General features: G+C 71.5%; 28 protein-coding genes. 12 read left to right on the top strand and 16 right to left on the bottom strand.

Translation table 11 applies throughout. From position 1 onward, the window contains the following. Positions 1 to 318 precede the first annotated feature (318 nt). A complete protein-coding gene (gene ileS, locus VFV67_RS29320) occupies positions 319 to 3438 on the top strand; it encodes an isoleucine--tRNA ligase (RefSeq protein ID WP_326473949.1) in 3120 nt (1039 codons plus the stop codon). A gap of 7 nt (positions 3439 to 3445) precedes the next feature. Further along, a complete protein-coding gene (locus VFV67_RS29325; protein ID WP_326473913.1) occupies positions 3446 to 3817 on the top strand; it encodes a nitroreductase family deazaflavin-dependent oxidoreductase in 372 nt (123 codons plus the stop codon). Here VFV67_RS29325 and VFV67_RS29330 read toward each other — a convergent pair. Further along, on the bottom strand, positions 3758 to 4306 hold the full coding sequence (locus VFV67_RS29330) for an SRPBCC family protein (RefSeq protein WP_326473914.1): 549 nt from the start codon (positions 4304 to 4306) through the stop codon (positions 3758 to 3760). The genes VFV67_RS29325 and VFV67_RS29330 overlap by 60 nt on opposite strands. 71 nt (positions 4307 to 4377) lie before the next feature. Here VFV67_RS29330 and VFV67_RS29335 point away from each other — a divergent pair, with 71 nt between their 5' ends. The 4 genes from VFV67_RS29335 (at position 4378) to VFV67_RS29350 (ending at position 7173) form a co-directional block, all read left to right on the top strand. Next, positions 4378 to 4968 (top strand): TetR/AcrR family transcriptional regulator, encoded by a 591-nt coding sequence (locus VFV67_RS29335; RefSeq protein ID WP_326473915.1) that lies wholly within the window; start codon positions 4378 to 4380, stop codon positions 4966 to 4968. Then, on the top strand, positions 4968 to 5261 hold the full coding sequence (locus VFV67_RS29340) for a DUF167 domain-containing protein (RefSeq protein WP_326473916.1): 294 nt from the start codon (positions 4968 to 4970) through the stop codon (positions 5259 to 5261). The genes VFV67_RS29335 and VFV67_RS29340 overlap by 1 nt, the downstream gene beginning before the upstream one ends. A 78-nt stretch (positions 5262 to 5339) precedes the next feature. Continuing rightward, positions 5340 to 6803 (top strand): potassium/proton antiporter, encoded by a 1464-nt coding sequence (locus VFV67_RS29345; protein WP_414636372.1) that lies wholly within the window; start codon positions 5340 to 5342, stop codon positions 6801 to 6803. Between the two features lie 4 nt (positions 6804 to 6807). Then, positions 6808 to 7173: an MmcQ/YjbR family DNA-binding protein gene (locus VFV67_RS29350; protein WP_326473918.1), complete on the top strand. Its 366-nt coding sequence runs from the start codon at positions 6808 to 6810 to the stop codon at positions 7171 to 7173. A gap of 87 nt (positions 7174 to 7260) precedes the next feature. On the opposite strand, the gene VFV67_RS29355 is transcribed toward VFV67_RS29350, so the two are convergent. Then, positions 7261 to 7662, bottom strand: coding sequence for a hypothetical protein (locus VFV67_RS29355; protein ID WP_326473919.1), 402 nt, complete (start codon positions 7660 to 7662; stop codon positions 7261 to 7263). A 94-nt stretch (positions 7663 to 7756) separates the two neighbouring features. Here VFV67_RS29355 and VFV67_RS29360 point away from each other — a divergent pair, with 94 nt between their 5' ends. Genes VFV67_RS29360 through VFV67_RS29370 form a run of 3 tightly spaced genes read left to right on the top strand, consistent with a single transcriptional unit; the run spans position 7757 to position 8752 of the window. Next, on the top strand, positions 7757 to 8194 hold the full coding sequence (locus VFV67_RS29360) for a helix-turn-helix domain-containing protein (protein ID WP_326473920.1): 438 nt from the start codon (positions 7757 to 7759) through the stop codon (positions 8192 to 8194). 16 nt (positions 8195 to 8210) lie between these two features. Further along, positions 8211 to 8591, top strand: coding sequence for a Scr1 family TA system antitoxin-like transcriptional regulator (locus VFV67_RS29365; protein ID WP_326473921.1), 381 nt, complete (start codon positions 8211 to 8213; stop codon positions 8589 to 8591). A gap of 5 nt (positions 8592 to 8596) precedes the next feature. After that, positions 8597 to 8752 (top strand): DUF397 domain-containing protein, encoded by a 156-nt coding sequence (locus VFV67_RS29370; protein WP_326473922.1) that lies wholly within the window; start codon positions 8597 to 8599, stop codon positions 8750 to 8752. A 132-nt stretch (positions 8753 to 8884) separates the two neighbouring features. On the opposite strand, the gene VFV67_RS29375 is transcribed toward VFV67_RS29370, so the two are convergent. After that, positions 8885 to 9850 carry a zinc-binding dehydrogenase gene (locus VFV67_RS29375; protein ID WP_326473923.1) on the bottom strand — a complete coding sequence of 322 codons (966 nt, stop codon included), beginning with the start codon at positions 9848 to 9850 and terminating at the stop codon, positions 8885 to 8887. 68 nt (positions 9851 to 9918) lie between these two features. Here VFV67_RS29375 and VFV67_RS29380 point away from each other — a divergent pair, with 68 nt between their 5' ends. Beyond that, on the top strand, positions 9919 to 10101 hold the full coding sequence (locus VFV67_RS29380) for a hypothetical protein (protein ID WP_326473924.1): 183 nt from the start codon (positions 9919 to 9921) through the stop codon (positions 10099 to 10101). Between the two features lies 1 nt (position 10102). Here the strand turns inward: VFV67_RS29380 and VFV67_RS29385 are convergent, their stop codons facing one another. The 12 genes from VFV67_RS29385 to VFV67_RS36920 all read right to left on the bottom strand — a co-directional run bounded on the left by VFV67_RS29385 (position 10103) and on the right by VFV67_RS36920 (position 19914). Continuing rightward, on the bottom strand, positions 10103 to 10870 hold the full coding sequence (locus VFV67_RS29385; RefSeq protein ID WP_326473925.1) for an enoyl-CoA hydratase family protein: 768 nt from the start codon (positions 10868 to 10870) through the stop codon (positions 10103 to 10105). Between the two features lie 9 nt (positions 10871 to 10879). Continuing rightward, positions 10880 to 11332 (bottom strand): DUF4396 domain-containing protein, encoded by a 453-nt coding sequence (locus VFV67_RS29390; protein ID WP_326473926.1) that lies wholly within the window; start codon positions 11330 to 11332, stop codon positions 10880 to 10882. A 32-nt stretch (positions 11333 to 11364) separates the two neighbouring features. Beyond that, the gene (locus VFV67_RS29395) at positions 11365 to 12114 is read right to left on the bottom strand and encodes a sirohydrochlorin chelatase (protein ID WP_326473927.1); all 750 of its coding nucleotides are present in this window, start codon (positions 12112 to 12114) and stop codon (positions 11365 to 11367) included. 125 nt (positions 12115 to 12239) lie between these two features. Then, positions 12240 to 13166 (bottom strand): ABC transporter permease, encoded by a 927-nt coding sequence (locus VFV67_RS29400; RefSeq protein ID WP_326473928.1) that lies wholly within the window; start codon positions 13164 to 13166, stop codon positions 12240 to 12242. After that, positions 13153 to 13950, bottom strand: coding sequence for an ABC transporter ATP-binding protein (locus VFV67_RS29405; protein ID WP_326473929.1), 798 nt, complete (start codon positions 13948 to 13950; stop codon positions 13153 to 13155). Before VFV67_RS29405 ends, VFV67_RS29400 begins: the two co-directional genes overlap by 14 nt. 15 nt (positions 13951 to 13965) lie before the next feature. Continuing rightward, positions 13966 to 15027: an ABC transporter substrate-binding protein gene (locus VFV67_RS29410; protein ID WP_326473930.1), complete on the bottom strand. Its 1062-nt coding sequence runs from the start codon at positions 15025 to 15027 to the stop codon at positions 13966 to 13968. Between the two features lie 15 nt (positions 15028 to 15042). Next, positions 15043 to 16311 (bottom strand): sulfate adenylyltransferase subunit 1, encoded by a 1269-nt coding sequence (locus tag VFV67_RS29415; RefSeq protein WP_326473931.1) that lies wholly within the window; start codon positions 16309 to 16311, stop codon positions 15043 to 15045. Next, positions 16311 to 17213 carry a sulfate adenylyltransferase subunit CysD gene (cysD, locus tag VFV67_RS29420; protein ID WP_326473932.1) on the bottom strand — a complete coding sequence of 301 codons (903 nt, stop codon included), beginning with the start codon at positions 17211 to 17213 and terminating at the stop codon, positions 16311 to 16313. Before cysD ends, VFV67_RS29415 begins: the two co-directional genes overlap by 1 nt. Continuing rightward, positions 17210 to 17893, bottom strand: a complete 684-nt coding sequence (locus VFV67_RS29425; RefSeq protein ID WP_326473933.1) for a phosphoadenylyl-sulfate reductase — start codon at positions 17891 to 17893, stop codon at positions 17210 to 17212. Before VFV67_RS29425 ends, cysD begins: the two co-directional genes overlap by 4 nt. After that, positions 17890 to 18051 carry an Insertion element protein gene (locus tag VFV67_RS29430; RefSeq protein WP_326473934.1) on the bottom strand — a complete coding sequence of 54 codons (162 nt, stop codon included), beginning with the start codon at positions 18049 to 18051 and terminating at the stop codon, positions 17890 to 17892. The genes VFV67_RS29425 and VFV67_RS29430 overlap by 4 nt, the downstream gene beginning before the upstream one ends. Further along, the gene (locus VFV67_RS29435) at positions 18048 to 19718 is read right to left on the bottom strand and encodes a nitrite/sulfite reductase (protein ID WP_326473935.1); all 1671 of its coding nucleotides are present in this window, start codon (positions 19716 to 19718) and stop codon (positions 18048 to 18050) included. Before VFV67_RS29435 ends, VFV67_RS29430 begins: the two co-directional genes overlap by 4 nt. A 106-nt stretch (positions 19719 to 19824) precedes the next feature. After that, positions 19825 to 19914, bottom strand: coding sequence for a putative leader peptide (locus VFV67_RS36920; protein ID WP_414636371.1), 90 nt, complete (start codon positions 19912 to 19914; stop codon positions 19825 to 19827). A 73-nt stretch (positions 19915 to 19987) separates the two neighbouring features. On the opposite strand from VFV67_RS36920, the gene hemW reads away from it, so the two are divergent. Further along, positions 19988 to 21217 (top strand): radical SAM family heme chaperone HemW, encoded by a 1230-nt coding sequence (gene hemW / locus VFV67_RS29440; protein ID WP_326473936.1) that lies wholly within the window; start codon positions 19988 to 19990, stop codon positions 21215 to 21217. Here the strand turns inward: hemW and VFV67_RS29445 are convergent. Continuing rightward, the gene (locus tag VFV67_RS29445) at positions 21201 to 21818 is read right to left on the bottom strand and encodes a TetR/AcrR family transcriptional regulator (RefSeq protein WP_326473937.1); all 618 of its coding nucleotides are present in this window, start codon (positions 21816 to 21818) and stop codon (positions 21201 to 21203) included. The genes hemW and VFV67_RS29445 overlap by 17 nt on opposite strands. 76 nt (positions 21819 to 21894) lie before the next feature. Here VFV67_RS29445 and VFV67_RS29450 point away from each other — a divergent pair, with 76 nt between their 5' ends. Next, the gene (locus VFV67_RS29450; protein ID WP_326473938.1) at positions 21895 to 23118 is read left to right on the top strand and encodes a cytochrome P450; all 1224 of its coding nucleotides are present in this window, start codon (positions 21895 to 21897) and stop codon (positions 23116 to 23118) included. The last annotated feature ends 15 nt before the right edge of the window (positions 23119 to 23133 follow it).

Genomic DNA, 23133 nt, shown 5'->3' on the forward strand with positions numbered 1-23133 from the left:
ACCCCGCCGGCGAAGTGATTGGCGCGGGCCGCGCCGGGCGCCGTACATTGGGGCCACAGGCGCTCGAGCCGTCATCAGCGGCGAGCCTCCGGAAGAACGGGACCCGTCCTCGGGCAGGTCCTCACTAGACCCGGACGGGTAGGCCCGTCACAGCCGTGAACGAAGCGGTTTGCTCCGCGGGCTTCGAGACGGTCGGCACCGCGACCTCCTCGGCCAGCGGAGCAGGCAAGCGAGGTGGTACCGCGGCACCCGCCCCGACCCGGGGGAGTCGTCCTCGTGGCCAGCAGCCCGAGGACCGACCCGCAGGAGATGCCGACCATGACCTACCCCAAGGTCTCCCACACCGATGCCAGCCAGGTGCCCTCCAACCCCGCCTTCCCGGCGATCGAGGAGGCCGTGCTGGCCTACTGGAAGGCGGACGGCACGTTCGAGGCGAGCGTCGAGCAGCGGCCGACCGGCGAGAACGGTGAGAACGAGTTCGTCTTCTACGACGGCCCGCCGTTCGCCAACGGGCTGCCGCACTACGGGCACCTGCTCACCGGCTACGTGAAGGACCTGGTGCCGCGGTACCAGACCATGCGCGGCCGGCATGTGGAGCGGCGGTTCGGCTGGGACACCCACGGGCTGCCGGCCGAGGTCGAGGCGGAGCACCAACTCGGCATCAAGACCAAGGCCGAGATCGAGGACATGGGGATCGCCCAGTTCAACGAGTACTGCCGGACCTCCGTGCTGCGCTACACCGACGCCTGGCGCGACTACGTGACTAGGCAGGCGCGTTGGGTGGACTTCGACAACGACTACAAGACGCTCGACCTGGACTACATGGAAAGCGTCATGTGGGCGTTCAAATCCTTGTGGGACAAGGGTTTGCTCTACGAGGGCTTCAAGGTGCTGTGGTACTGCTGGCGCTGCGAGACGCCGCTGTCCAACACCGAGACCAAGATGGACGACGTCTACCTGGACCGGCAGGACCCGGCGGTCACCGTCGGGCTGCGGCTGGAGTCCGGGGAGCTGGCGCTGGTGTGGACGACCACGCCGTGGACGCTGCCGAGCAACCTGGCCATGGCCGTGCACCCGGCCGTCGACTACGTGGCGGTGGAGCATGACGGCGAGCGCTACCTGCTGGCCGAGGCCCGGGTCGCCGCCTACGCCCGCGAGCTGGGCGAGGACCCCCCGGTGGTGGCCCGGTACCGGGGCAGCGACCTGCTCGGCCGGCGCTACACGCCGCCGTTCGACTTCTTCGCCGGCGCCAGCAACGCGCACCGGGTGCTCGCCGCGGACTACGTGACCACCGAGGACGGCACCGGCATCGTGCACATCGCGCCGGCCTACGGCGAGGACGACAAGCTGGTCACCGACGCGGCCGGGATCACCCCGGTCACCCCGGTCGACCCGCAGGGCCGGTTCGGGCCCGAGGTGCCGCCGTACGAGGGCATGCACGTGTTCGACGCCAACGGGCAGATCATCGCCGACCTCAAGGCGCGCGGTGTGCTGCTGCGGCACGAGACCTACGACCACGCCTACCCGCACTGCTGGCGCTGCAACGAACCGCTGATCCAGCGCGCGGTGTCGTCCTGGTTCGTCGCGGTGACCGAGTTCAAGGACCGGATGGTCGAGCTGAACAAGCAGATCAACTGGGTTCCGGAGCACATCAGGGACGGCCAGTTCGGCAAGTGGCTGGAGAACGCCAGGGACTGGTCGATCTCCCGCAACCGGTTCTGGGGCTCGCCGATCCCGGTGTGGGTCTCGGACAACCCGGAGTACCCGCGGACCGACGTGTACGGCTCGCTGGACGAGTTGGAGCGCGACTTCGGGGTGCGCCCGACCGACCTGCACCGGCCGCACGTCGACGAGCTGACCCGGCCCAACCCGGACGACCCGACCGGCGCCTCGACCATGCGCCGGGTGCCGGACGTGCTGGACTGCTGGTTCGAGTCCGGGTCGATGCCGTTCGCCCAGGTGCACTACCCGTTCGAGAACGCCGACTGGTTCGAGCACCATTACCCGGGCGACTTCATCGTCGAGTACAACGGGCAGACCCGCGGCTGGTTCTACACGCTGCACGTGCTGGCCACGGCGCTGTTCGACCGCCCGGCGTTCCGCAACTGCCTTGCGCACGGCATCGTGCTCGGCGACGACGGGCAGAAGATGTCCAAGTCGCGGAAGAACTACCCGGACGTCAACGAGGTGTTCGACCGGGACGGCTCGGACGCCATGCGCTGGTTCCTGATGGCCTCACCGATCCTGCGCGGCGGCGACCTGGTGGTGACCGAGCGCGGGATCCGGGACGCGGTCCGCCAGGCCGTGCTGCCGTTGTGGAACAGCTGGTACTTCCTGGCGCTGTACGCGAACGCCGAGGGGGTGTCCGGGCGCTGGCGCACCGACTCGCCGCACGTGCTGGACCGCTACGTGCTGGCCAAGACGCACGACCTGGTGCGCTCGGTGACCGCGGCGCTGGACGGCTACGACGTGTCCGGGGCGTGCGCGACCGTGCGGGAGTTCCTCGAGGTGCTCACCAACTGGTACGTGCGGCGGTCCCGGGACCGGTTCTGGGACGGCGACGCCGACGCGATCGACACCCTGCACACCGTGCTGGAGGTGGTGTGCCGGGTGGCCGCGCCGCTGCTGCCGCTGACCACCGAGGCGGTGTGGCGCGGGCTGACCGGCGAGCGGTCGGTGCACCTGGCCGACTGGCCGGACGCCGGCGCGCTGCCGGCCGATGACCCGCTGGTCTCGGGCATGGACCGGGTCCGCCAGGTGTGTTCGGCCGCGCTGTCACTGCGCAAGTCGGCGAAGCTGCGGGTGCGGCTGCCGCTGGCGAAGCTGGTGGTGGCCGCCGGGGACGCCCCGGTGCTTGAGCCGTTCGTGCCGCTGATCGCCGACGAGGTGAACGCCAAGGCGGTCGAGCTGACCACGGAGGTGGCCGAGCACGGCCATTTCGAGCTCGTGGTGAACGCCAGGGCGGCCGGCCCGCGGCTGGGCGGTGACGTGCAGAAGGTGATCAGAGCGGTCAAGGCGGGCGAGTGGACCACCGGCGAGGACGGAACGGTGAGCGCCGCGGGCATCGAGCTGCTGCCCGGTGAGTACGAGCGGCGCCTGGTCGCGACCGACCGGGGTGCGACCACCGAGCTGCCGGCCGGTTCGGGTCTGGTGGTGCTGGACACCCAGGTCACCCCGGAGTTGGCCGCCGAGGGCCTGGCCCGGGACCTGATCCGGGCGGTGCAGCAGGCCCGGCGGGCGGCGGACCTGGAGGTCTCCGACCGGATCGAGCTGACCATCGACGCTGCGGCCGAGGTGGTCGCCGCGGCCCGGGCGCACGAGGCGTTGCTGCGGTCGGAGACCCTCGCGGACTCGGTCGAGTACGGTCCGGCCACCGGCTTCGCCGGCACGGTGGGCGACGGGCTGCAGATCGGCGTGGCGGTGCGGCGCAGTCGATAATGGCCTCATGGTGTGGTCGCGTGGGTTGGCACGGTTCAACAAGCGGGTGACCAACCGGGTGCAGGGCCTGTGGGCCCCGTACCTGCCGCCCTGGGCGATGGTCGTCCACACGGGACGGAAGTCCGGTCGGGAGTATCGGACGCCGGTGCTGGCCAAGCGGTCCGGGAACAGGCTCGAGGTGGTGCTGTTCTACGGCGAGCGGGCGGACTGGGTGCGTAACGTGCTGGCCGCCGACGGGGCCCGGGTGGTGCGGGCCGGGCACGCCGGGAGACTGATCCACCCCCGTGTGCTCGACCCGACCGACCCGGTGGTCAGCCGGTCAACGCGTCGCGTCGCCGGGCGCCACCGCCGGGTGCTGTTGGCGGACCTCACGGACTGAGTGCCTGGCGCGCGGGAGCACCCCGCGCAGCACCCGCACCCAGGGCGACCACCGGGCCCTCTCGGCCGGCGGATGCCCGACCGACTCGGCGGCGTGGTCCATGAGGTCCGCCAACAGCGCGTTGTGCAACGAACGGAGCGCCACCGGCCAGAGCACCCGCCCAAGGCCGCGTGGCCGACCGAGCACCACGTGCCGCAGCAGACAGGTGTCGGGCCGCACACCGTCCCGAATGTGGAAGGTGTGCGTGCCCTTGATCAGCCGCCAGGTGAAGGTGAACTCCACCCGCCGTCCTGGCTGGTAGGCGGTGCACCGGTAGCGCACCGGACCGTGCCGGCCGTTCGCCCCTACGTCCAGTGGGCCGTCCAAAATCATCGCCGGCCAACGCCGGACCGGCCACAGTGGACTGTCCGGGCCGGCAATCCGGTCCAGCAGTTCGCCCAGCCACGAGGCCGGGATCGGATACACCCGTTCGTGCACGTTGTAGATCATCTGCGCACTCCTGTGCCAAGCAGTTCCATACGGCACCGTATGGTCCTACCCGTACGGTAGCGTATGGAAGCATGACGGCAAAGGCCGGGGTGAAACGCCTGACCAAGGACGACTGGACAGCGGCGGCGATGAGCGCGCTGGCCGAGGGCGGCATCGCCGCGGTCGCGATCGAGCCGCTGGCCACTCGGCTGGGCACCACCAAGGGCAGCGCCTACTGGCACTTCGACAACCGCGAGGCGCTGGTCCGGGCCACGCTGGAGCGCTGGGAGCGGCTGCACACCGAGGCCGTCATCGAGACCATCGAGGCGGATCGGTCCGCGCCCGCCGACCGGCTGCGCCGGTTGTTCAACACCGTCCTGGACAACAAGAAGGAAGCCCAGGTCGAGATGGCCCTGCTGGCCTCGTCCGACGACCCGCTGGTGGCCGCGGCGGTGCGCCGGGTCAACGAGCGCCGGCTGAGCTACCTGGCCATGCTGTTCTCCCAGCTCGGCTACACCGAGGCGCAGGCCAAGCGGCGGGCCGTGCTCGCGCACTCCATCTACCTCGGCCAGGCGCAGCTCACCCGGGCCGTGCCGGACGTGCTGCCGCAGACGCCCGCGGCGCGCCGGGCGCACGTCGAGGACGCCCTGCGAACCATGACGGTGCCGCCCGGCGCGGCGTGATGACCGGCTTCCGGTTCGCCGTGCGGGTGCGGCCGGGAGCCGCGCGCACCGCCGTCGGCGGCCGCTGGGCGGCGCCGTCCGGCCCGGCGCTGATCGTCGCGGTGTCCGCTCCGGCCGTGGACGGCCGGGCCAACGAGGCGGTCCGGCGCGCGCTGGCCGACGCGTTCGGGGTGCGCCGGGCGCAGGTGGCGATCGTGCGGGGCGAACGGTCCCGGGACAAGCTGGTCGAGCTGGCCGCCGAACCGGACCGGACCGCGCGGTTGCTGACCGAGTTGCTCGCGGTTCCCGGCTAGTTCGGACATCCGACACCGGACTGGGAGAATGTCCGCCAACGACGGCGGATCCCGGGAGGTGGAGTGGCCGAGCTGACGATGGTGCTCGGTATCGGGGCAGCGGTGCTCCTGGTTGCGGTGCTGGCTGTGCGGGTGTCGGTCCGGGTCGGACTGCCGTCGCTGCTGCTCTATCTCGGCATCGGGGTCGCCATCGGCGAATCCGGTCTGGGCATCAAGTTCGACAACGCCCAGCTGACCCAGGCCCTCGGGCTGGCCGCGCTCGTGCTGATCCTGACCGAGGGCGGGTTGACCACTCGATGGACCGAGGTCCGGCCCGCGCTGGGGATCGGAATCGCACTGTCCACTGTGGGCGTCGTGGTCAGCGTGGGGATCACCGGCGCCGTGTTGCACTACCTGCTGGACCTGGACTGGCGGCTGGCGCTGCTCTGGGGCTCGGTGCTGGCCCCGACCGACGCGGCCGCGGTGTTCAGCGTGCTGCGCCGGGTGGGGGTGAGCCGGCGCCTGGTCGGGGCGCTCGAGCTGGAGTCCGGTTTCAACGACGCACCCGGCTACATCGCGGTGGTGCTGCTGGCCTCCACCGCCATGGTCGACTGGACGCTGCCGTTCATGGTGATCTACGAGCTGGCCGCCGGCGCGCTGATCGGTCTGCTGTTCGGCTGGGGCGGTGCGTGGGCGCTGCGCCGGGCCGCGCTGCCGGCCACCGGCCTGTACCCGCTGGCCACCGTGGCGGTCTGCGTCGGGGCGTTCTCCACCGGCCAACTCGCGCACGCCTCCGGCCTGCTGGCCACCTACATCGCCGGGCTGGTGCTTGGCAACGCGCGGCTGCCGCACCGGGCCGACACGCTTTCGTTCGCCGAGGGGCTCGGCTGGCTGGCCCAGATCGGCCTGTTCGTGCTGCTCGGGCTGTTCTCCTCGCCGACCAGGTTGCTGGACACGATCGTGCCGGGCGTGGTGGCGGCCGCGGTGGTCACCCTGCTCGCCCGCCCGCTGTCCGTGCTGGCCTCCGCCGCGCCGTTCCGGATGCCGCTGCGAGAACAGATCTTCCTGTCCTGGGCCGGATTGCGCGGCGCGGTGCCGATCGTGCTGGCCATGATCCCGCTCACCGAGGGGGTGCCGGGAGCCCGGGAGCTGGTCGACGCGGTGTTCGTGCTGGTGATCGTGTTGACCCTGGTGCAGGGCGGCACCCTGCCGCTGCTGGCCCGCTGGCTGGGCCTGAGCCGGGGCGTGGAGTCGGTCGAGCTGCAGGTCGACTCCGCGCCGCTGGACGAGCTGGGCGCCGAGCTGCTCCAGGTGCGCATTCCCCCCGGCTCCAAGCTGCACGGCGTCTACCTCAGTGAGCTGCGACTGCCGCCCGGTGCGTTGGTCAGCCTGATCGCCAGGGACGGCACGGCGTTCACCCCGGAACCGACCACCCGGCTGCGCGAGGGCGACGAGATGCTGGTGGTCACCACCGAAGCCGTGCGCACCACCGCCGAACGCCGCATCCGCGCCGTCGACCGGGCCGGCCGCTACGCCCGCTGGCGCGGCGAGACTGGAAACTGAGCGCATGGATCCCGTCGACACACTCCGCCGCCTGTGCCTGGCATTGCCGGAGACCACCGAACGCCCCAGCCACGGCGAGCCCACCTGGTTCGTCCGCGACCGCAAGACGTTCGTGACCCTGGCCAACCACCACCACGACGACCGCCTCGGCTTCTGGTGCGCGGCGCCGCCCGGCGTCCAGGAGGCCCTGGTCGCCGCGCACCCGAACCGGTACTTCCGCCCACCCTACGTCGGTCACCGCGGCTGGCTCGGCGTCTACCTGGACGTCCCGGTCGACTGGACCGAGATCGCCGAACTCGTCGAAGACGCCTACCGCACGGTCGCCCCGAAACGACTCGTGGCCATGCTGGAGTCCACAGTGGATGATTAGCGGTGGGTCGGATCACCGCTGTGCCGCGACAATGCGGACAGCGCCGCGGGCAGCGCGGCTGCGCCGCGCTGCCCGCGCAGCCGCGGTCTATCGATCGCCCCGCAAGCTGTACTGCTGCCTCATCCGCAGCCGAACCGGCCGCCGGTCTTCCATCGGCAGGCCGATTCCCGGCGGCGCGACCTGCACGATCACCGGAGCCTCCGGGTGGTTGGGTGCCGGCAGCGTGAGAACTGCGCGCAGGGTCCACACGGCGTTGCTGAAGTAGGTCCACACCACGTACCCGGGTGCGAGCAGATCAACCTCCGGGCCGGTCAATGCTCGGTAGGCACGCGCCTCGGTCTTGCTGTGCATGATCAGCACGTCGGCCGTCTCACCCCAGTCGTAGATGGCGGCCAGCACGTCGGGACCATTTCGGTCACCCTGAAAACTGCTGATCACGAAGCCTTGGCGGCCCAGCCATTCGAGCAGCCTGGTTAGTTCGTCGGTCATATACGCCCTGCTCTCTCCACTGCTGCCAGAACGGTAGGGTCCTTTCTGACAGACCGCTGACGCTTGCATGAGCGGACAGAAGCCGGGGCTCCGTATGAGTGGACAACGCAAGGGACCGCACGCACGGGATCGCATCCTCGGCGCCCGGTTGCGAGCGGTCCGCAAGGAGCAGACCGAGCTGTCGCTTGAGCGGGCGGCCGATTTGGCGCAGTGGTCGCCGTCCACGCTGTCCCGGATCGAGACGGGCAAGCGTCACGTCTCGCCGGAAGACGTGGCCACCCTCTGCACCATCTACGGCGTGCCGGTGGCGCAGCGGGATGAGCTGGTGGACTCGGCCAAGGTCGGCGGCAACACGTCAGGCTGGTGGGACAAGCCGCTGCCCGGCGTCCCAGCGGAGATGGGCGCGCTGGCGAGTTATGAGGCGGACGCTCGGCGACTGACCGACTGGTCGGTGACGTTGGTGCCCGGCCTGTTGCAGACGTACCACTACGCGGTGGGGGCTGCTGCTTTCCGGCGGGGTCGAGCCCGGTGACCTCGAACGTCGATGGATGGCCCGCCTGCGCAGGCAACAGATCCTGGGAACAGTCGACTACACGGCCTACATCTGCCAGGCAGCGCTGCGCATTCCTTTCGGCGGCGCCCAAGCACTGAAGGAGCAGGTTCAACGCCTGGCCGAAGCGCACATCAGGGGCATTCAGGTTCGTGTTGTACCGGAGCGATTGCCGCACGCCGTGATGCTCCACTCCTGGCTGCTGTTGGAGTTCCCGCACGCGTCGCCGGTGGTGAACGTCGAGGTCATGAATGGCGGCGTCTACTTGCACGACGACGACGCCCGCGCCTACCTATCGGCGCTGGATGCCCTTGATCGGGTGGCTCTGTCCGCATCTGCAAGCCGGCATATGCTGCAACAAACGGCGGAGGAGTTGTGATCACCATGTGGCGTAGGTCCACCCGATCAGGCACGTCGGGCAACTGTGTCGAGGTCCGGCGTGACCTGGCGGCCATCAGGGACAGCAAGAGCGACCAAGCCACCTTGTCGGCCAGCCGGCAGGCTGTGGTCGGCCTGGTGAGGTTCGTCCGGTCTCGGTAACTCGAGCGCATCTGCCCGGGCTTTCACCGCTGCCCCGCGCGGCGCAGCCGCGCGGGGCAGCGGTGAAAGCCGTGAGGTAAGTGAACCCCGGCTCCCCCGCGCTGCGCGGCGCAGCCGCGCGGCGGGTTCGGGTCAGTGGGTGAAGACGATCTTTCCTGCGGTTTCGCCTGCGAGCATGGCGGTGAAGCCGGTGGGGGCGTCGGTCATGGGGAGCTGCTGGCCGATTTGGGGGCGGATGCCGGCGGCTTGGCAGAAGGTGAGGAGGTCGGCCAGTTCGTCGCGGGTGCCCATGGTGGAGCCGATGACGCGGAGCTGGAGGAAGAAGAGGCGCTGGAGGTCGGCGCTGGGGTCGGGGCCGCTGGTCGCACCGGACACGATGATCGCGCCGCCCGGCCGGACCGCGCGCATGGAGTGTGGCCAGGTGGCTTTGCCGACGGTCTCGAAGACGGCGTCGACGCGTTCGGGGAGCCGGGCGCCGGACTCGAAGGTGTCGTGGGCGCCCAGTTCGGTGGCCAAGGCCCGCTTGTCCTCGGTGCGGCCGGTGACCCAGACGCGCATCCCGGCCGCCCGGCCGAGTGCGATCAGCGCCGTGGACACTCCACCGGAGGCGCCTTGGACCAGCATGGTCTGGCCGGGGCGCAGGCCGGACTTGACGAACAGCATCCGGTAGGCGGTCAGCCACGCGGTGCCCATGCACGCCGCCTCGGCGAACGACAGGCCTGCGGGCTTGGGCAGCACGTTGCGGGCCGGCACCGCGACGAGATCGGCGAACGTGCCCGGGTACTTCTCGGTGAGCAGGGTGCGGCGCGGGTCGAGGGTCTCCTCGCCGGTCCACTTCGGATCGCCGATCACCGAGTGCAGCACCACCTCGGTGCCGTCCTCGAGCACCCCGGCCCCGTCGCAGCCCAGGATCATCGGGAACCGGTCCGGTTTGATGCCGACCCCGCGCAGCGTCCACAGGTCGTGCATGTTCAGGCTGGCCGCCCGGACCCGGACGGTCACCCAGCCGTCCGCCGCCTCCGGCTCGGGTCGCTCGCCCACCCGCAGCGCGGCGATCGGGTCGTCCGGACTGGGCTCGGCGGCATACACGGCGAACATGACCATCAACCTATCGAGCCGGACCGCCACCCGCGGCCCAACAGTGAGCGAGGTCTACCCTCGAATCCGTGGGTGACTGGTGGAACGGCGTCGAGCTGTGGGTGATCGGCCTGCCGTTCGCCTTCCAGTTCGCCCTGGTCATGACCGTCGTGACGCCGATGTGCGTCGGCCTCGCCTGGCTGATCGACCGGATCGTGGACTACGCCTCCGCCCGGTTCGGCCCGTCCCCCGAGAACGAGCGCCCGCTGTAGCTCAGGGCACCCAGTTCGGGGTGCGCTTCTGGGCGAAGGCGAGGATGCCCTCCTGGCCTTCTGGGCTGGCGAAGAAGCCGGCGGAGAGCTCGGTCATGGCGGCGAAGTCCTCGGCGAGGGTGGCCGGGCGCTCGCGGCGCAGCATCTGCTTGGTGGCGGCGAGCGCGTTCGGGCCGCCAAGGGTGAGCATGTCGGTGTAGCGCTTGACCTCGGCGGCCAGCGCGGCGGCCGGAACGGCGGAGTTGAGCAGGCCGATCCGGACGGCGCGGTGCGCGTCGAACTTCTCGCCGGTGAGGAACAGCTCGTGGGCGGCGCGGGGGAGCAGACGGGGCAGCACGGTCACCGAGATGACGGCCGGCACCACGCCGATCCGGACCTCGGTGAAGGCGAAGGTGGCGTCCTCGGCGGCCACCGCGATGTCGGCCGCGGCGACCAGACCGACGCCGCCGGCCCGGGCGGGTCCGGCGAGCCTGGCCAGCACCGGCTTGGGGGAGTTCCAGATCTGCTGGAGGATGGCCGGGAACTCGTTGACGCCCTGGTCCGACCTGGCCGCCCCGCCGGCCTCCTTGAGATCCATGCCGGCGCAGAACACCGGACCGGTGTGGTCGAGCACCACCACGCGCGCCGCGTCGTCGTGCTCGGCGGCGGTCAGGTGGTCGCGCAGCTCGCGGCGCAGCTGGGCGGACAGGGCGTTGCGGTTGTGCGGCGAGTCCAGCGTGATCGTCGCCACCCCGGCGGACACCGCGTAGTGCACCAGCTCATCGGCCATGCCCGCACTCTAGTGAACCTCCTGGTGGTGGTACCGGTGCACGACCGCGTGGCCTTTGCCACGGTCGATCAGCCACTTGTTCACCGGCACGGTCACCACGAAGGCGACCGCGAAGGCCACCGCGAGGCTGGCCCAGAACACCCAGTCCGCGATGCCGGCCTCCATCGCGCCCGGGATGCCCACCATGATCGCGTTGTCCACGATCTCCATCACGGTGATCGACACGGTGTCCGCGGCCAGCGTGACGCCCACCGCCGCCCGGAACCCCACCCCGGCCCGCAGCACCGGGCGGATGGTCAGCGAGTAGCCGAACAGGAAGGCCAGCGCGACGGCGAGGATCACCGTTGGCCAGGTGGACCAGCCGAGCGAGGTCCCGATCACCATGCCGAGCACCTCGCCGATGGCACATCCGGTCAGGCAGTGCAGCGTCGCGTTGACGGCGACGCGCCAAGGTCCGCTCATGCACCCGACTATACCCCCCTGGGGTATAAAACTCACGCATACAGCCGGACGTCCATCGGATTTCGAGCGGCGGTGTAGCGGTCCAGGACGACCTCGGCAAGGGCCGGCGCGGGTCCGAGTGGTGCGGCCACGGCGGCCGTCGGGTCGGCCCCGCGGGCCTTGGCGGTGACCCGGTCCGGCAGCAGCCCGGGGGCGACGAACCAGGAGGCCACCGCGATCCGGCGGGCGCCCCGGGCGCGCAGCCGGGCGATCGCCGTGGGCACGTCGGGTCCGGCGCCGCCGGCGAACGCGGCCAGCGCGCCGGCCCAGCCGTACCGGGCCGCCAAGCGTCGAGCCACGGTGGCCACCGCTGCGTTGGCCGGGGCGTGCGAGGAACCGGCAGCGGCCAGGACCACCCCGAGATCGTGGTCGTCCGGCCGCACGCCGGCGGCCAGCAGGCGGTCCACCGCCGCCGACTCCAGCCGGGGATCCGGCCCGAGCACGCCGGCCACCGCCACGGACAGCCGGGGGAACCGGTGCAGCGCCTCGTCGACCAGCGCCGGCACGTCGACCCGGGCGTGGAACGCGGAGCCCAGCAGCAGCGGCACCACCACCGCCGCCCGGTGGCCCTGGCCGTGCAGCGCGCCGAGCACGTCGCCGAGGCGCGGCGCGGACAGGTCCAGGAACGCCGCCCGCACCTCGAGACCGGGCCGGCGCACCCGCACCACGTCCAACAGCGCGGCCACGGTGGCGGCCGACCGTGGATCCCGGCTGCCGTGCGCAACGGCGACCAGCGGCGGCACGGTGTTTGATGGTTCGCTCCCGCTCGGCCGCTGCTGGTGCCGGCTTTCCTCGTGCGCTGCTCGCCGCTCGTTCCTCGCGGCTGCGCTGCTGCTCGGTCCAGCCGGCACCGCGGCCGCGCTCCCGCTCACAGGGCTGCTGCCAGTCCGCGGGCGTGCAGGACGGTGCGTTCCAGGGGGCGGAAGACGAGTAGTTCGATGCCGACGCCGACGAAGAAGATCAGGGCGATGGCGGCCATGACCATGGACATGTCGTTGAGGGAGTGGCCGTTGTGCAGGAACTGGCCGAGGCCGGTGCCGAGTTGGGGTGAGGTGGCGATGAGTTCGGCGGCCATGAGTGAGCGCCAGGAGAAGGCCCAGCCTTGTTTGAGGCCGCCGAGGAAGCCGGGTAGGGCGGCGGGCAGCATGATGTGCCGGATGCCGGCGATGCGTCCGGCGCCGAGGACTTTGCCGACTCTGGGCAGGATCGGTGGGATCTGGTCGATGCCGGAGACCAGGCCGTTGGCGATCGAGGGCACGGCGCCGAGCAGCACCACGAAGTAGATGGCCGGGTCGGTGAGGCCGAACCAGAGGATCGCCGCGGGCACCCAGGCGACCGAGGGCAGGCTCTGCAGGCCGGTGATCAGTGGTCCGATGCCGCGGCGGAGCACGCCGATGTTGGCGATTAGCAGGCCGAGTGGCACGGCGACGGCCAGCGCGATCAGAAAGCCGATCACCGCGCGGTGTACCGAGATCCACAGGAAGCCGGTGATCTCGCCGGTCGGGATCCGCTCGGCGATCTGGGCCCACACGTCCCTCGGCGCCGGCAGCTGGAACTCGGGCCAGATGGCCGCGGCCCACAGTGCCTGCCAGATCCCGACGATCGCGACGATGGCCAGCACCGGGGGTGCGGCTCGGCGCAGGAAGCCGAACAGCCGGCCCCGGCCGGTTCGGGTGGTCGCGGTGGCCGGGGCGTCCAGCGCGTCGAGGCCGGCGACCGCCGCGTCGTTGTCGGCCTGGTTGTCGGCCTGGTCACCGGTCGGGGCGGCGGCCAGGGTGCGGTCAGGTCTTGCCATGACTGCTGATCACCTCGCGCAGCCGGGTGTTGACCGCCTCGACCGTGGCCAGCTCCTCGGCCGCGGACAGGCCGTCGACCGACCACTCGTCGACGACCCGGCCGGGCCGGGAGGACAGCAGCACGAGCCGCTGGCCGAGCCGGACGGCCTCGCGCACGTCGTGGGTGACGAACAGCACCGCGGTGCCGGTGGCCTTCCAGATCCGCAGCAGCTCGGACTGCAGCACGTCGCGGGTGATCGCGTCGAGTGCGGAGAACGGCTCGTCCATCAGCAGCAGCGGGGTGGCGTCGGCGTCGGCCTGGTGCAATGCCGAGGCCAGCGCACGGGCCAGGGCGACCCGCTGGCGCATCCCGCCGGACAGCTCGTGCGGGCGCTTGTCGCCGACCCCGTCCAACCGGACCAGGGACAGCAGCGCGGCCGTGCGGTCCCGGCGGGTGGCCCGGTCCACCCCGGCCAGCCGCAGCGCCAGCTCCACGTTGCGGGCCGCGGTCAGCCACGGCATCAGCGCGGCCTCCTGGAACATCACCGCGGGCCGGGAGGTGTTCAGCTCGATCTCGCCGGCGCTGGTCGCGTCCAGGCCGGCCACCAGGTTCAGCAGCGTGGTCTTGCCGCAACCGGAGGCGCCGACCAGGCAGACGAACTCGCCCGGCGCGACCCGCAGGTCGACTTCCTCGAGCGCGGTCACCGCGCGCCGCCCGGCGCCGAAGGTCTTGCCCACCCCGGTCAGCCGGACGGCGTGGTCGGAGCTGACCCGGGTGGTGGGAACCTGAAGCGCTGCGGTCATGATCGGGCTGCCCTTCTACTTCTTGTCCAGGCCGGACGGGTCCACTTCGGACTTGCCGAGCTGCTTGAGCACGGTGTTGAGCGCGGACAGGTCGGCGAACCCGGCGACGCTGGCCGCTTCCTTGGCCACACCCGCGGTGACCGCGTCCTTGGCCAGCTGCGGGAACTGCCCGGCGGCCGGGTCCAGGGTCAGCTCGATGTTCGCCCAGGCCCGCTCGGTGACCGGCCCGCTGAGCTCCTTGCCGGTCAGCTCCTTGAGCTGCTTGTTCACCGCGGCCTGCGCCTCGGTCTTGCTGGCACCGGCGAAGTCGATCGAGGCGACCAGCCCGCGCAGCAACGCCTGCACGGTCTGCGGGTGGTCCTTGAGGTAGGCCGTGCGCACGATCAGGACCGTGGTCGGGAACTTGCCGCCCGGCCACAGCTCCTTCTCGTCCACCAGCACCGTGGCGCCGGCTTCGAGCACCAGCCGAGACGACCACGGCTCCGGCAGCCAGGCCGCCTGCACGTCGCCCTTCTTGAACGCGTCCAGCGTCTGGGCGTTCTCCAGGTTGGTGACCTGGACCTTTTCGGTCAGGCCCTTGTCCCCCAGCCACTTCTTCAGCGACACGTCCTGGGTGTTGCCCAGCTGCGGCGTCACCACGGTCTTTCCGGCCAGGTCCTCCGGCTTGGTGATGTCGCTGCGCACCACCAGCTGCGCGCCGCCCGAGGTGGCGCCGGAGATCAGCCGTACCGCCGCACCGTTGGACTTGGCGTAGGCGTTGATCGCCGGGCCGGAGCCGATGAAGCCGGCGTCCAGCGACCCGCCGAGCAGCGCGGCGACCTCCTCCGGGCCGGCGTTGAACTTCGTCGGGGTGAGCTTGGTGTTGCCCAGCTCCTTGCCGAACAGGCCCTTCTCCAGCCCGATCAGTGCGGCCGCGTGGGTGACGTTGGGGAAGTAGCCCAGGCGCAGCTCCGCGGCCGGGCCCTTGTCCTGTGCCGGTGCGGATGCCGAGTCGGTGCCCCGGTCGGCGCGGGAGCACGCGCCGGCGGCCAGCAACGTGACGGCGAGGGCGGCGGTCAGCAGGCGTGTTCTCGACACGGTGGGCCTTTCAGGTCAGGTGAGCGGTTGCGGGGAGCCGACCATTCCGGCGGCCAGCGTGGTGCCGTCGGTCGGATCGATCACCAGGAACGCGCCGTTGCGCCGGCTGGTGGCGTAGTCGTCGACCGGCAGCGGCTCCGCCATCCGGAGCAGCACCCGGCCGATCTCGTTGAGCAGCAGGTTCTCCGGGTTGGCCACAGTGGACAGTCGCTGTTCGTCGAACCGGGAGACCAGGGTGGTGGCGATCGCCGGGACCGTCCGTGCACCGTGCTTGACCAGCACGCGGGCGTTGTGCCGCAACGGTTTGTCGGCGAGCCAGGCCAGGGTGGCGTCCAACTCGTCGGTCACCCGGGGCGGTGCGGCGGCCGAGACGATCAGGTCGCCGCGGGCGACGTCCAACTCGTCGGCCAGGATCAGGGTGACCGAGCGACCCGCGGCGGCCTCGGCGAGCGGGCCGTCCGGCGTGTCCACCCGCAGCACCGTGCTGCGCAGCCCGGACGGCAGCACCACGACCTCGTCACCGGGTGCGATCGTGCCGGCGGCCACCTGCCCGGCGTAGCCGCGGTAGTCCGGGTGCTCGGCCGTGCGCGGGCGGATGACGTACTGCACCGGGAACCGGAACGGCGCGTCGTGCGGGTCCGGCTCCACCGGCACCGTCTCTAGGTGCTCCAGCAGCGTCGGGCCGGTGTACCAGGGGGTGCGCGGACTCGACTCCACCACGTTGTCGCCCACCAGCGCCGAGACCGGAATGGCCAGGACCGAACTGACGGCGTAACCGAGCGCCGCGGCGTGGTCGCTGAACTCGGTGGCGATCGTGGTGAAGGCGGTCTCGTCGTAGCCGACCAGGTCGATCTTGTTGACCGCGAGCACCAGCCGCGGCACGCCGAGCAGGGCCAGCACCGCGGCGTGCCGGCGGGTCTGCTCCACCAGGCCCTTGCGGGCGTCCACCAGCAGCACGGCCAACTGCGCGGTGGACGCGCCGGTGACCGTGTTGCGGGTGTACTGCACGTGGCCCGGGGTGTCGGCCAGCACGAACGACCGGCGCGGGGTGGCGAAGTACCGGTACGCCACGTCGATCGTGATGCCCTGCTCGCGCTCCGAGCGCAGCCCGTCCACCAACAGCGACAAGTCCGGTGTGGACAGTCCCTTGTCGACACTGGCTCGGTGCACCGCGTCGAGCTGGTCGGCCAGCACCGACTTGGTGTCGTACAGCAGCCGGCCCACCAGCGTCGACTTCCCGTCGTCGACGCTTCCGGCAGTGGCCAGGCGCAGCAGGTCGGACATCAGAAGTACCCCTCGCGCTTGCGGTCCTCCATCGCGGCTTCGGACAGCCGGTCGTCGGCCCGGGTGGCACCCCGCTCGGTGAGCCGGGACGCGGCCACCTCGGCGATCACGTCGTCGATCCCGGCCGCGTCGGACTCCACCGCGCCGGTGCACGAGCCGTCGCCCACCGTCCGGTAGCGCACGGTCAACTCCCGCACCGCCTCGCCCGGCCGCGGCCCACCCCACGGGCCGGCGGTGAGCAGCATCCCGTCCCGCCGGTACACCGAACGCCGGTGCGCGAAATAGATCGACGGCAGCTCCACCTTCTCCCGGGCGATGTAGCGCCACACGTCCAGCTCGGTCCAGTTCGACAGCGGGAACACCCGCACATGCTCACCGGGGCGGTGCCGCCCGTTGTAGAGATTCCACAACTCGGGCCGCTGCCGGCGCGGCTCCCACTGCCCGAAGGCGTTGCGCAGGCTGAAGATCCGCTCCTTGGCCCGGGCCCGCTCCTCGTCCCGCCGGCCACCGCCGAACACCGCGTCGAACCGGTGCCCGGCGATCGTGTCCAACAGCGGCACGGTCTGCAGCGGGTTGCGGGTGCCGTCACCGCGCTCGGCCAGCCGGCCGTCGTCGATCCACTCCTGCACCCGGGCCACCTCAAGGCGCAGCCCGTAACGCTCCACCGTCCGGTCCCGGAAATCGAGCACCTCGTCGAAATTGTGCCCGGTGTCCACATGCAACAACGGAAAAGGCACCGGCGCCGGCCAGAACGCCTTCACCGCAAGATGCAACAACACCGTGGAATCCTTGCCGCCGGAGAACAGGATCACCGGCCGGTCGAACTCCCCGGCCACCTCACGGAAGATGTGCACCGCCTCCGACTCGAGCCGGTCCAGGCTGTCCATCGCTGTCCTGGTCATCCGTGCAACCCGCATTCGGTCTTGGTCAGGCCGGCCCACCGGCCGCTGCGCAGATCCGCGCCGGGCAACGGTTTCGCGGTGCACGGGGCACACCCGATGGACGGGTAGCCGGCGGCCACCAGCGGGTTCTCCAGGATCCCACGCTCGACGACGTAGGCCCTGAACTCTTCGTCAGTCCACGCCGCGATCGGGTTCACCTTGACCAGGCCGTTGCGTTCGTCCCATTGCACGATCGGCGTGTCCGCCCTGGTCGGTCCGTCGGCCCGGCGCAGCCCGGTCACCCAGGCCTCGTAGTTGGCCAGCGTCCGCTGCAGCGGAACCACCTTGCGCAGGTGGCAGCAGCGGCTCGGGTCGGTGCGGTTGAGCAGGCCGAACTCGGCCTCCTGCTCGGCGACCGACTGCTCGGCGGCGGCGTCGATGACGTGCAGCCGCGGGTAGACCACCTCGATCGCGTCCCGGGTGCCGATGGTCTCGGCGAAGTGGTAGCCGGTCTCCAGGAACAGCACGTCCACGTCCGGCTTCACCCCGACGGCGAGGTCGATCAGCACGGCGTCCTGCATGTTGGACGCCACGATCCACGAGTCGCCGAACGTCTCCGCGGTCCAGGCCAACGCCTCGGTCGCGGTCGCCTCGGCCAGTTCGGCCCGCGCGGTCTCGGCGAGTTCCTTCAGAGCACTCATGACCGCACGTCCTGGATCACCTTGAGGCCCACGAACTTCACCGTGAACACCCGCCGGCAGGCGGTGCACAGCCAGGCGCCGTGCGGCTCCTCCTCCGGGCGCAGGTCCTCCTCGCCGCAGTACGGGCAGTGGAACGGCGTCGCGCGTTCTGTCGTCACCGCAGGTCCCCCTCCTCGGCCCGCGCCACCCACTGGGCGAACCGTTCCTCCGGCAGCCGGTTGGCCACGTAGTTGCGCACCACCCGCTCCACGTAGCCGGACAGCTCGGCGCCGGTCACCTTGTGGCCGCGCAGCTTTCGGCCGAACCCGGCGTCCAGGCCGAGCCCGCCGCCAAGGTGCACCTGGAAGCCCTCCACCTGGTTTCCGTCCGCGTCGGTGACGATCTGGCCCTTCAGGCCGATGTCCGCGGTCTGGATCCGGGCGCAGGAGTTCGGGCAGCCGTTGATGTGCACGCTGATCGGGGTGCTGATCCCGGCCGTGATGTCGGCCAGTCGGGCCTCGAGGTCGGCGACCAGCTCGGCGGCCCGCGCCTTGGTCTCGACGATGGCCAGCTTGCAGAACTCGATGCCGGTGCAGGCCATCACGCCGCGCCGCCACGGCGACGGCTCGGTCTGCAGACCGATCTTGGCCAGGTCCCGGCGCAGCCCGGGCACCTCGGCCTCGGGCACGTCCAGCACGACCAGCTTCTGCTGCGGGGTCAGCCGGACCCGGCCCGAACCGGCCCGTTCGGCCGCCTTGGCCACCGCCACCAGGGTCGAACCGGACACCCGGCCGGCGACCGGGGCCGCGCCCACGTAGAAGTTGCCGTCCTGCTGGCGGTGCACGCCGATGTGGTCGCGCGGCTGGGCCGGAACCGCCGGGGCCGGCCCGTCGATCAGCTTTCGCTTGAGGTACTCGTTCTCCAGCACGTCCCGGAACTTCTCCGGACCCCAGTCCTTCACCAGGAACTTGAGCCGGGCCCGGTGCCGCAGCCGGCGGTAGCCGTAGTCGCGGAAGATGCTGACCACGCCGGCCCACACCTGCGCCACCTCGGCCTCGGGCACCCAGGCGCCGAGTCGCTGCGCGATCATCGGGTTGGTGGACAGCCCGCCGCCCACCCACAGGTCGAAGCCCGGGCCGTGGTCGGGGTGCGTCACCCCGACGAAGGCGATGTCATGCACCTCGTGCGCCACGTCCGGGAGCCCGGACACCGCCGACTTGAACTTGCGCGGCAGGTTGGCGAACGCCGGGTCGCCGACGTAGCGGCGGCGGATCTCCGCGATGGCCGCGCTGCCGTCGATCACCTCGTCGGCGGCGATGCCGGCCACCGGCGAGCCCAGGATCACCCGCGGCGTGTCCCCGCAGGCCTCCATCGTGGTCAGCCCGGCGTCCTCGAGGCGGCGCCAGATCGCCGGCATGTCCTCGATCCGGATCCAGTGGTACTGGATGTTCTGCCGGTCGGTGATGTCCGCGGTGTCCCTGGCGTAGGTCTGGGACAGCTCGCCGAGCAGGGTGAGCTGGGCGGTGGTCAGGGCCCCGCCGTCGATGCGCACCCGCAGCATGAAGAACTCGTCGTCGAGTTCCTCCGGTTCGAGCGTCGCGGTGCGCCCGCCGTCGATCCCCGGTTTGCGCTGGGTGTAGAGGCCGAACCAGCGGAACCGGCCGCGCAGGTCCGCCGGGTCGATGCCGTGAAAGCCGGTGTGCGCGTAGATGTTCTCGATCCGGGCCCGGACGTTGAGTGGGTTGTCGTCCTTCTTGCTGCGTTCGTTGGGGTTGAGCGGCTCCCGGTAGCCGAGCGCCCACTGGCCCTCACCGCGGCGAGCGTGCGCCCGAGTGGGAGTGACCACCGTACGGTCCTCCGGAGGTCAGGGCGAACGGTGCGCGCGCGGTCGCGGACGTGCCTGGCCGGCGCACCCCGTCGCCGGCTGGAATACGGCACAAAACGGCGGCGGACTACCCTGCCCGCCGGCACATCGCGCTGGAGACGCGCCGGAAGTCCACGTGGCGGCGGGCCACGAGGTGGACTTCGGTCGCGTCGAACACGCATCCGAGACTGCCATTCGCCCAGGCCGTGGTCCACCGGCATCCGCATCGTGGGATGCGGTTGACTGGTTTCGTGCCATCCGTGCTCCCCCCGGGTGAACCGGCTCCCGCCGACGGCGCACTGCCGCCGCCGGCGCTGGCCGCGCTCGGCCGTCGCCCGTTCGGGGTGTATGTGCACGTGCCGTTCTGCGCCACCCGGTGCGGCTACTGCGACTTCAACACCTACACCGCCGGCGAACTGGGCACCGCCGCCTCGCCCGCGTCCTGGCTGGACGGCCTGCGCGCCGAGCTGGACCTGGCCGCGCGGGTGCTCGGCACGCCGCCGGCCGCCGGCACGGTGTTCGTCGGCGGCGGCACGCCGTCGCTGCTCGGCGCCGACGGTCTGGCGGCCGTGCTGGACGCGGTGCGGTCCGCGGTCGGCCTGGCGCCGGACGCCGAGGTCACCACCGAAGCCAACCCGGAGTCGACCTCGCCGGAGTTCTTCGCCGGGATCCGGGCCGCCGGCTACACCCGGGTCTCGCTCGGGATGCAGTCGGCCGCGCCGCACGTGTTGCGGGTGCTGGACCGCACGCACACGCCCGGCCGGGCTGGCGCGGCGGCCGGCGAGGCCCGGGCCGCCGGGTTCGAGCACGTCAACCTGGACCTGATCTACGGCACCCCGGGGGAGACCCGGTCCGACCTGGCCGCCTCGCTGAACGCGGTGCTCGCCGCCGGCGTCGACCACGTGTCGGCGTACGCGCTGATCGTGGAGGCCGGCACGGCGCTGGCCCGCCGGATCGACCGGGGCGAGCTGCCGGCCCCGGACGACGACGTGCTCGCCGATCGGTACGAGCAGGTGGACTCGGCGCTGTCGGCGGCCGGTCTGCACTGGTACGAGGTGTCCAACTGGGCCACCGGCCCGCAGGCATGGTGCCGGCACAACCTCGGGTACTGGCTCGGGTGCGACTGGTGGGGCGCGGGGCCGGGCGCGCACAGCCACGTCGGCGGCGTGCGCTGGTGGAACGTCAAACACCCGGCCCGCTACGCCGAGCTGCTCGCCGAAGGACGGTCGCCGGCCGCCGCCCGGGAGGTGCTCTCGGCCGCCGACCGCCAGGTCGAACGGATCATGCTGGAGCTGCGGCTGTCCGACGGCCTGCCGGTGGACGCGCTGGACGGCGCGGGCCGGTCGCAGGCCCGCGCCGCGGCGGCCGAGGGTCTGCTTGATCCCGACGCGCTGGCCGGTGTGCACGGCGCGCACGGCCGCTGCGTCCTCACGTTCCGCGGCCGGCTGCTGGCCGACGCGGTGGTCAGGCGTCTGGCGTAGCCACCCGCAGCCCGTAGACCAGGCGGGCGATGACCTGGCCGTACTCGGCCTTCAGCCGGTCCTTGTCCTCCTCCGGGGCCTCGGCGAGGGCGAGGCCGGCGGCCATGAGCAGGGCGAAGGTGATCCGGGTGGTGGTCTCCAGCGGCTGGCGTTCGATCACGCCGGTGTCCATGAGCGCGCCGAGCAGCTGCTCGACCAGGCCGTAGGCGAACTTCTCCTCGGCCTCGCGCCAGCGGTGCCAGCCGAGGGCGAGCGGCGCCTCCTGCCAGACCACCCGGCCGTAGACCGGATCGCAGCAGTCGTCGAGGAACGTGCTCAGCGCGGCCATGGCGGCCGCCCAGGGGTCGGGGGCGGCCCGGGCGGCGGTCGCGGCGCGGGTAACGGCGTCGCTCTCCAGCTGTTCGAAGACGGCCTCGAACAGCGCGGTCTTGTTGGCGAAGTGGTGGTAGACCGCGCCGCGGGTGGCCCGGATGTCGGCGGCCACGTCCTCGAGCGCGGTGCCGGCGAACCCGCGGTCGGCGAACCGTCGGGTGGCCGCGCTCAGCAGCGCGGCCCTGGTCGCCTCGGAGTACTGCGCACGCCGGCTCTTGACCTGGGACACGCGCGGAGTATAAGACATACACAGCGTATGTCACCGACATCGAGTAGGTGGCGTGGCATCGGGGAGGGACGCGATCATGACCGACACCATTCGACCCGAGGACCTGCTGCTCAACCCGTTCGAGCCCGGCTTCACCGACGACCCGTACCCGCAGTACCGGCGGCTGCGTACGACCGAACCCGTGCACCACCACCCGTTCGGGTTCTGGGTCGTGTCCAGCCATCGCGAGGTGTCCCAGCTGCTTCGCTCCGGCCTGTCCGTCGAGGACCGCAACCTCGCCCCCGGGCCGATCAGGGACCAGTACGAGCAGATGACCGGCGAGGACGAGCGGACCGTGCTGAACCTGTCCATGCTCGACCGCGACCCGCCGGACCACACCCGGCTGCGCTCGCTGGTCACCAAGGTGTTCACCGGCCGGGCGATCGCCGCGCTTGAGCCGGAGATCGTGACCCTCGTCGACGAGGCACTCGACCGGATCGCCTCGGCCGGACAGGTGGACCTGGTGGAGGAGCTGGCCTTTCCGCTCCCGTTCACGGTGATCTCCCGGATGCTCGGCATGCCGCCCACCGACCACCAGCGGATCCGCGAGCTGTCCGGAACCCTGGTCCGCTCGCTCGAGGTGGTCGCCGACGAGGAGACCATGCTGGCGATCGTGCGGGCCGGGGAGGAGTTGTCCGAGCTGACCCGCGAGCTGATCGACTGGAAACGGGCCAACCCGGCCGACGACCTGCTCACCGCGCTGATCGCGGCCGAGCACGACGGCGACATGCTCAGCGACGAGGAGTTGGTCGCCCAGGTCGTGCTGTTGTACGTGGCCGGCCACGAGACCACCGTGAACCTGATCGCCAACGGCGTGGTCGCCCTGCTCCGCAACCCCGACCAGCTGACCCGGCTGCGCGCCGAGCCGGACCTGATCGGCAACGCCGTCGAGGAGTTCCTCCGCTACGACAGCCCGGTCCAGCAGAGCCGCCGGATCACCACCGCCCCGTTCCCCCTCGGCGACAAGGAGATCCCCGCAGGCGAGTTCGTCATCGCCGGCCTCGCCGCCGCCAACCGCGACGAGTCCTACTTCGGCCCGGACGCGGAGGCGCTCCGGCTCGACCGCCCGGACGCCCGCGCCCACGTGTCGTTCGGCTCCGGCCCGCACCACTGTCTTGGCGCGGCGTTGGCCCGGCTCGAAGGCCGCGTCGCCCTCGGTCGGCTGGTGGCCCGGTTCGCGAACCTGGCCTTCGCCGGCCCGGTGGTGTGGAACGGCCGGGCCAACCTGCGCGGCCCGGCCCGGCTGCCGGTCGCGGTGTAGGGAGCGCGACCGGCC

The sequence above is a fragment of the Actinophytocola sp. genome, assembly GCF_035762905.1.
Classification (GTDB): domain Bacteria; phylum Actinomycetota; class Actinomycetes; order Mycobacteriales; family Pseudonocardiaceae; genus DASYTH01.

Excerpts from the sequence above, each read along its gene's own strand:
- ileS (WP_326473949.1), top strand. The coding sequence starts at position 319 with ATGACCTACCCCAAGGTCTCCCACACCGATGCCAGCCAGGTGCCCTCC.
- VFV67_RS29325 (WP_326473913.1), top strand. The coding sequence starts at position 3,446 with ATGGTGTGGTCGCGTGGGTTGGCACGGTTCAACAAGCGGGTGACCAAC.
- VFV67_RS29330 (WP_326473914.1), bottom strand. The coding sequence starts at position 4,306 with ATGATCTACAACGTGCACGAACGGGTGTATCCGATCCCGGCCTCGTGG.
- VFV67_RS29335 (WP_326473915.1), top strand. The coding sequence starts at position 4,378 with ATGACGGCAAAGGCCGGGGTGAAACGCCTGACCAAGGACGACTGGACA.
- VFV67_RS29340 (WP_326473916.1), top strand. The coding sequence starts at position 4,968 with ATGACCGGCTTCCGGTTCGCCGTGCGGGTGCGGCCGGGAGCCGCGCGC.
- VFV67_RS29345 (WP_414636372.1), top strand. The coding sequence starts at position 5,340 with ATGGTGCTCGGTATCGGGGCAGCGGTGCTCCTGGTTGCGGTGCTGGCT.
- VFV67_RS29350 (WP_326473918.1), top strand. The coding sequence starts at position 6,808 with ATGGATCCCGTCGACACACTCCGCCGCCTGTGCCTGGCATTGCCGGAG.
- VFV67_RS29355 (WP_326473919.1), bottom strand. The coding sequence starts at position 7,662 with ATGACCGACGAACTAACCAGGCTGCTCGAATGGCTGGGCCGCCAAGGC.
- VFV67_RS29360 (WP_326473920.1), top strand. The coding sequence starts at position 7,757 with ATGAGTGGACAACGCAAGGGACCGCACGCACGGGATCGCATCCTCGGC.
- VFV67_RS29365 (WP_326473921.1), top strand. The coding sequence starts at position 8,211 with ATGGCCCGCCTGCGCAGGCAACAGATCCTGGGAACAGTCGACTACACG.
- VFV67_RS29370 (WP_326473922.1), top strand. The coding sequence starts at position 8,597 with ATGTGGCGTAGGTCCACCCGATCAGGCACGTCGGGCAACTGTGTCGAG.
- VFV67_RS29375 (WP_326473923.1), bottom strand. The coding sequence starts at position 9,850 with ATGTTCGCCGTGTATGCCGCCGAGCCCAGTCCGGACGACCCGATCGCC.
- VFV67_RS29385 (WP_326473925.1), bottom strand. The coding sequence starts at position 10,870 with ATGGCCGATGAGCTGGTGCACTACGCGGTGTCCGCCGGGGTGGCGACG.
- VFV67_RS29390 (WP_326473926.1), bottom strand. The coding sequence starts at position 11,332 with ATGAGCGGACCTTGGCGCGTCGCCGTCAACGCGACGCTGCACTGCCTG.
- VFV67_RS29400 (WP_326473928.1), bottom strand. The coding sequence starts at position 13,166 with ATGGCAAGACCTGACCGCACCCTGGCCGCCGCCCCGACCGGTGACCAG.
- VFV67_RS29405 (WP_326473929.1), bottom strand. The coding sequence starts at position 13,950 with ATGACCGCAGCGCTTCAGGTTCCCACCACCCGGGTCAGCTCCGACCAC.
- VFV67_RS29415 (WP_326473931.1), bottom strand. The coding sequence starts at position 16,311 with ATGTCCGACCTGCTGCGCCTGGCCACTGCCGGAAGCGTCGACGACGGG.
- cysD (WP_326473932.1), bottom strand. The coding sequence starts at position 17,213 with ATGACCAGGACAGCGATGGACAGCCTGGACCGGCTCGAGTCGGAGGCG.
- VFV67_RS29425 (WP_326473933.1), bottom strand. The coding sequence starts at position 17,893 with ATGAGTGCTCTGAAGGAACTCGCCGAGACCGCGCGGGCCGAACTGGCC.
- VFV67_RS29450 (WP_326473938.1), top strand. The coding sequence starts at position 21,895 with ATGACCGACACCATTCGACCCGAGGACCTGCTGCTCAACCCGTTCGAG.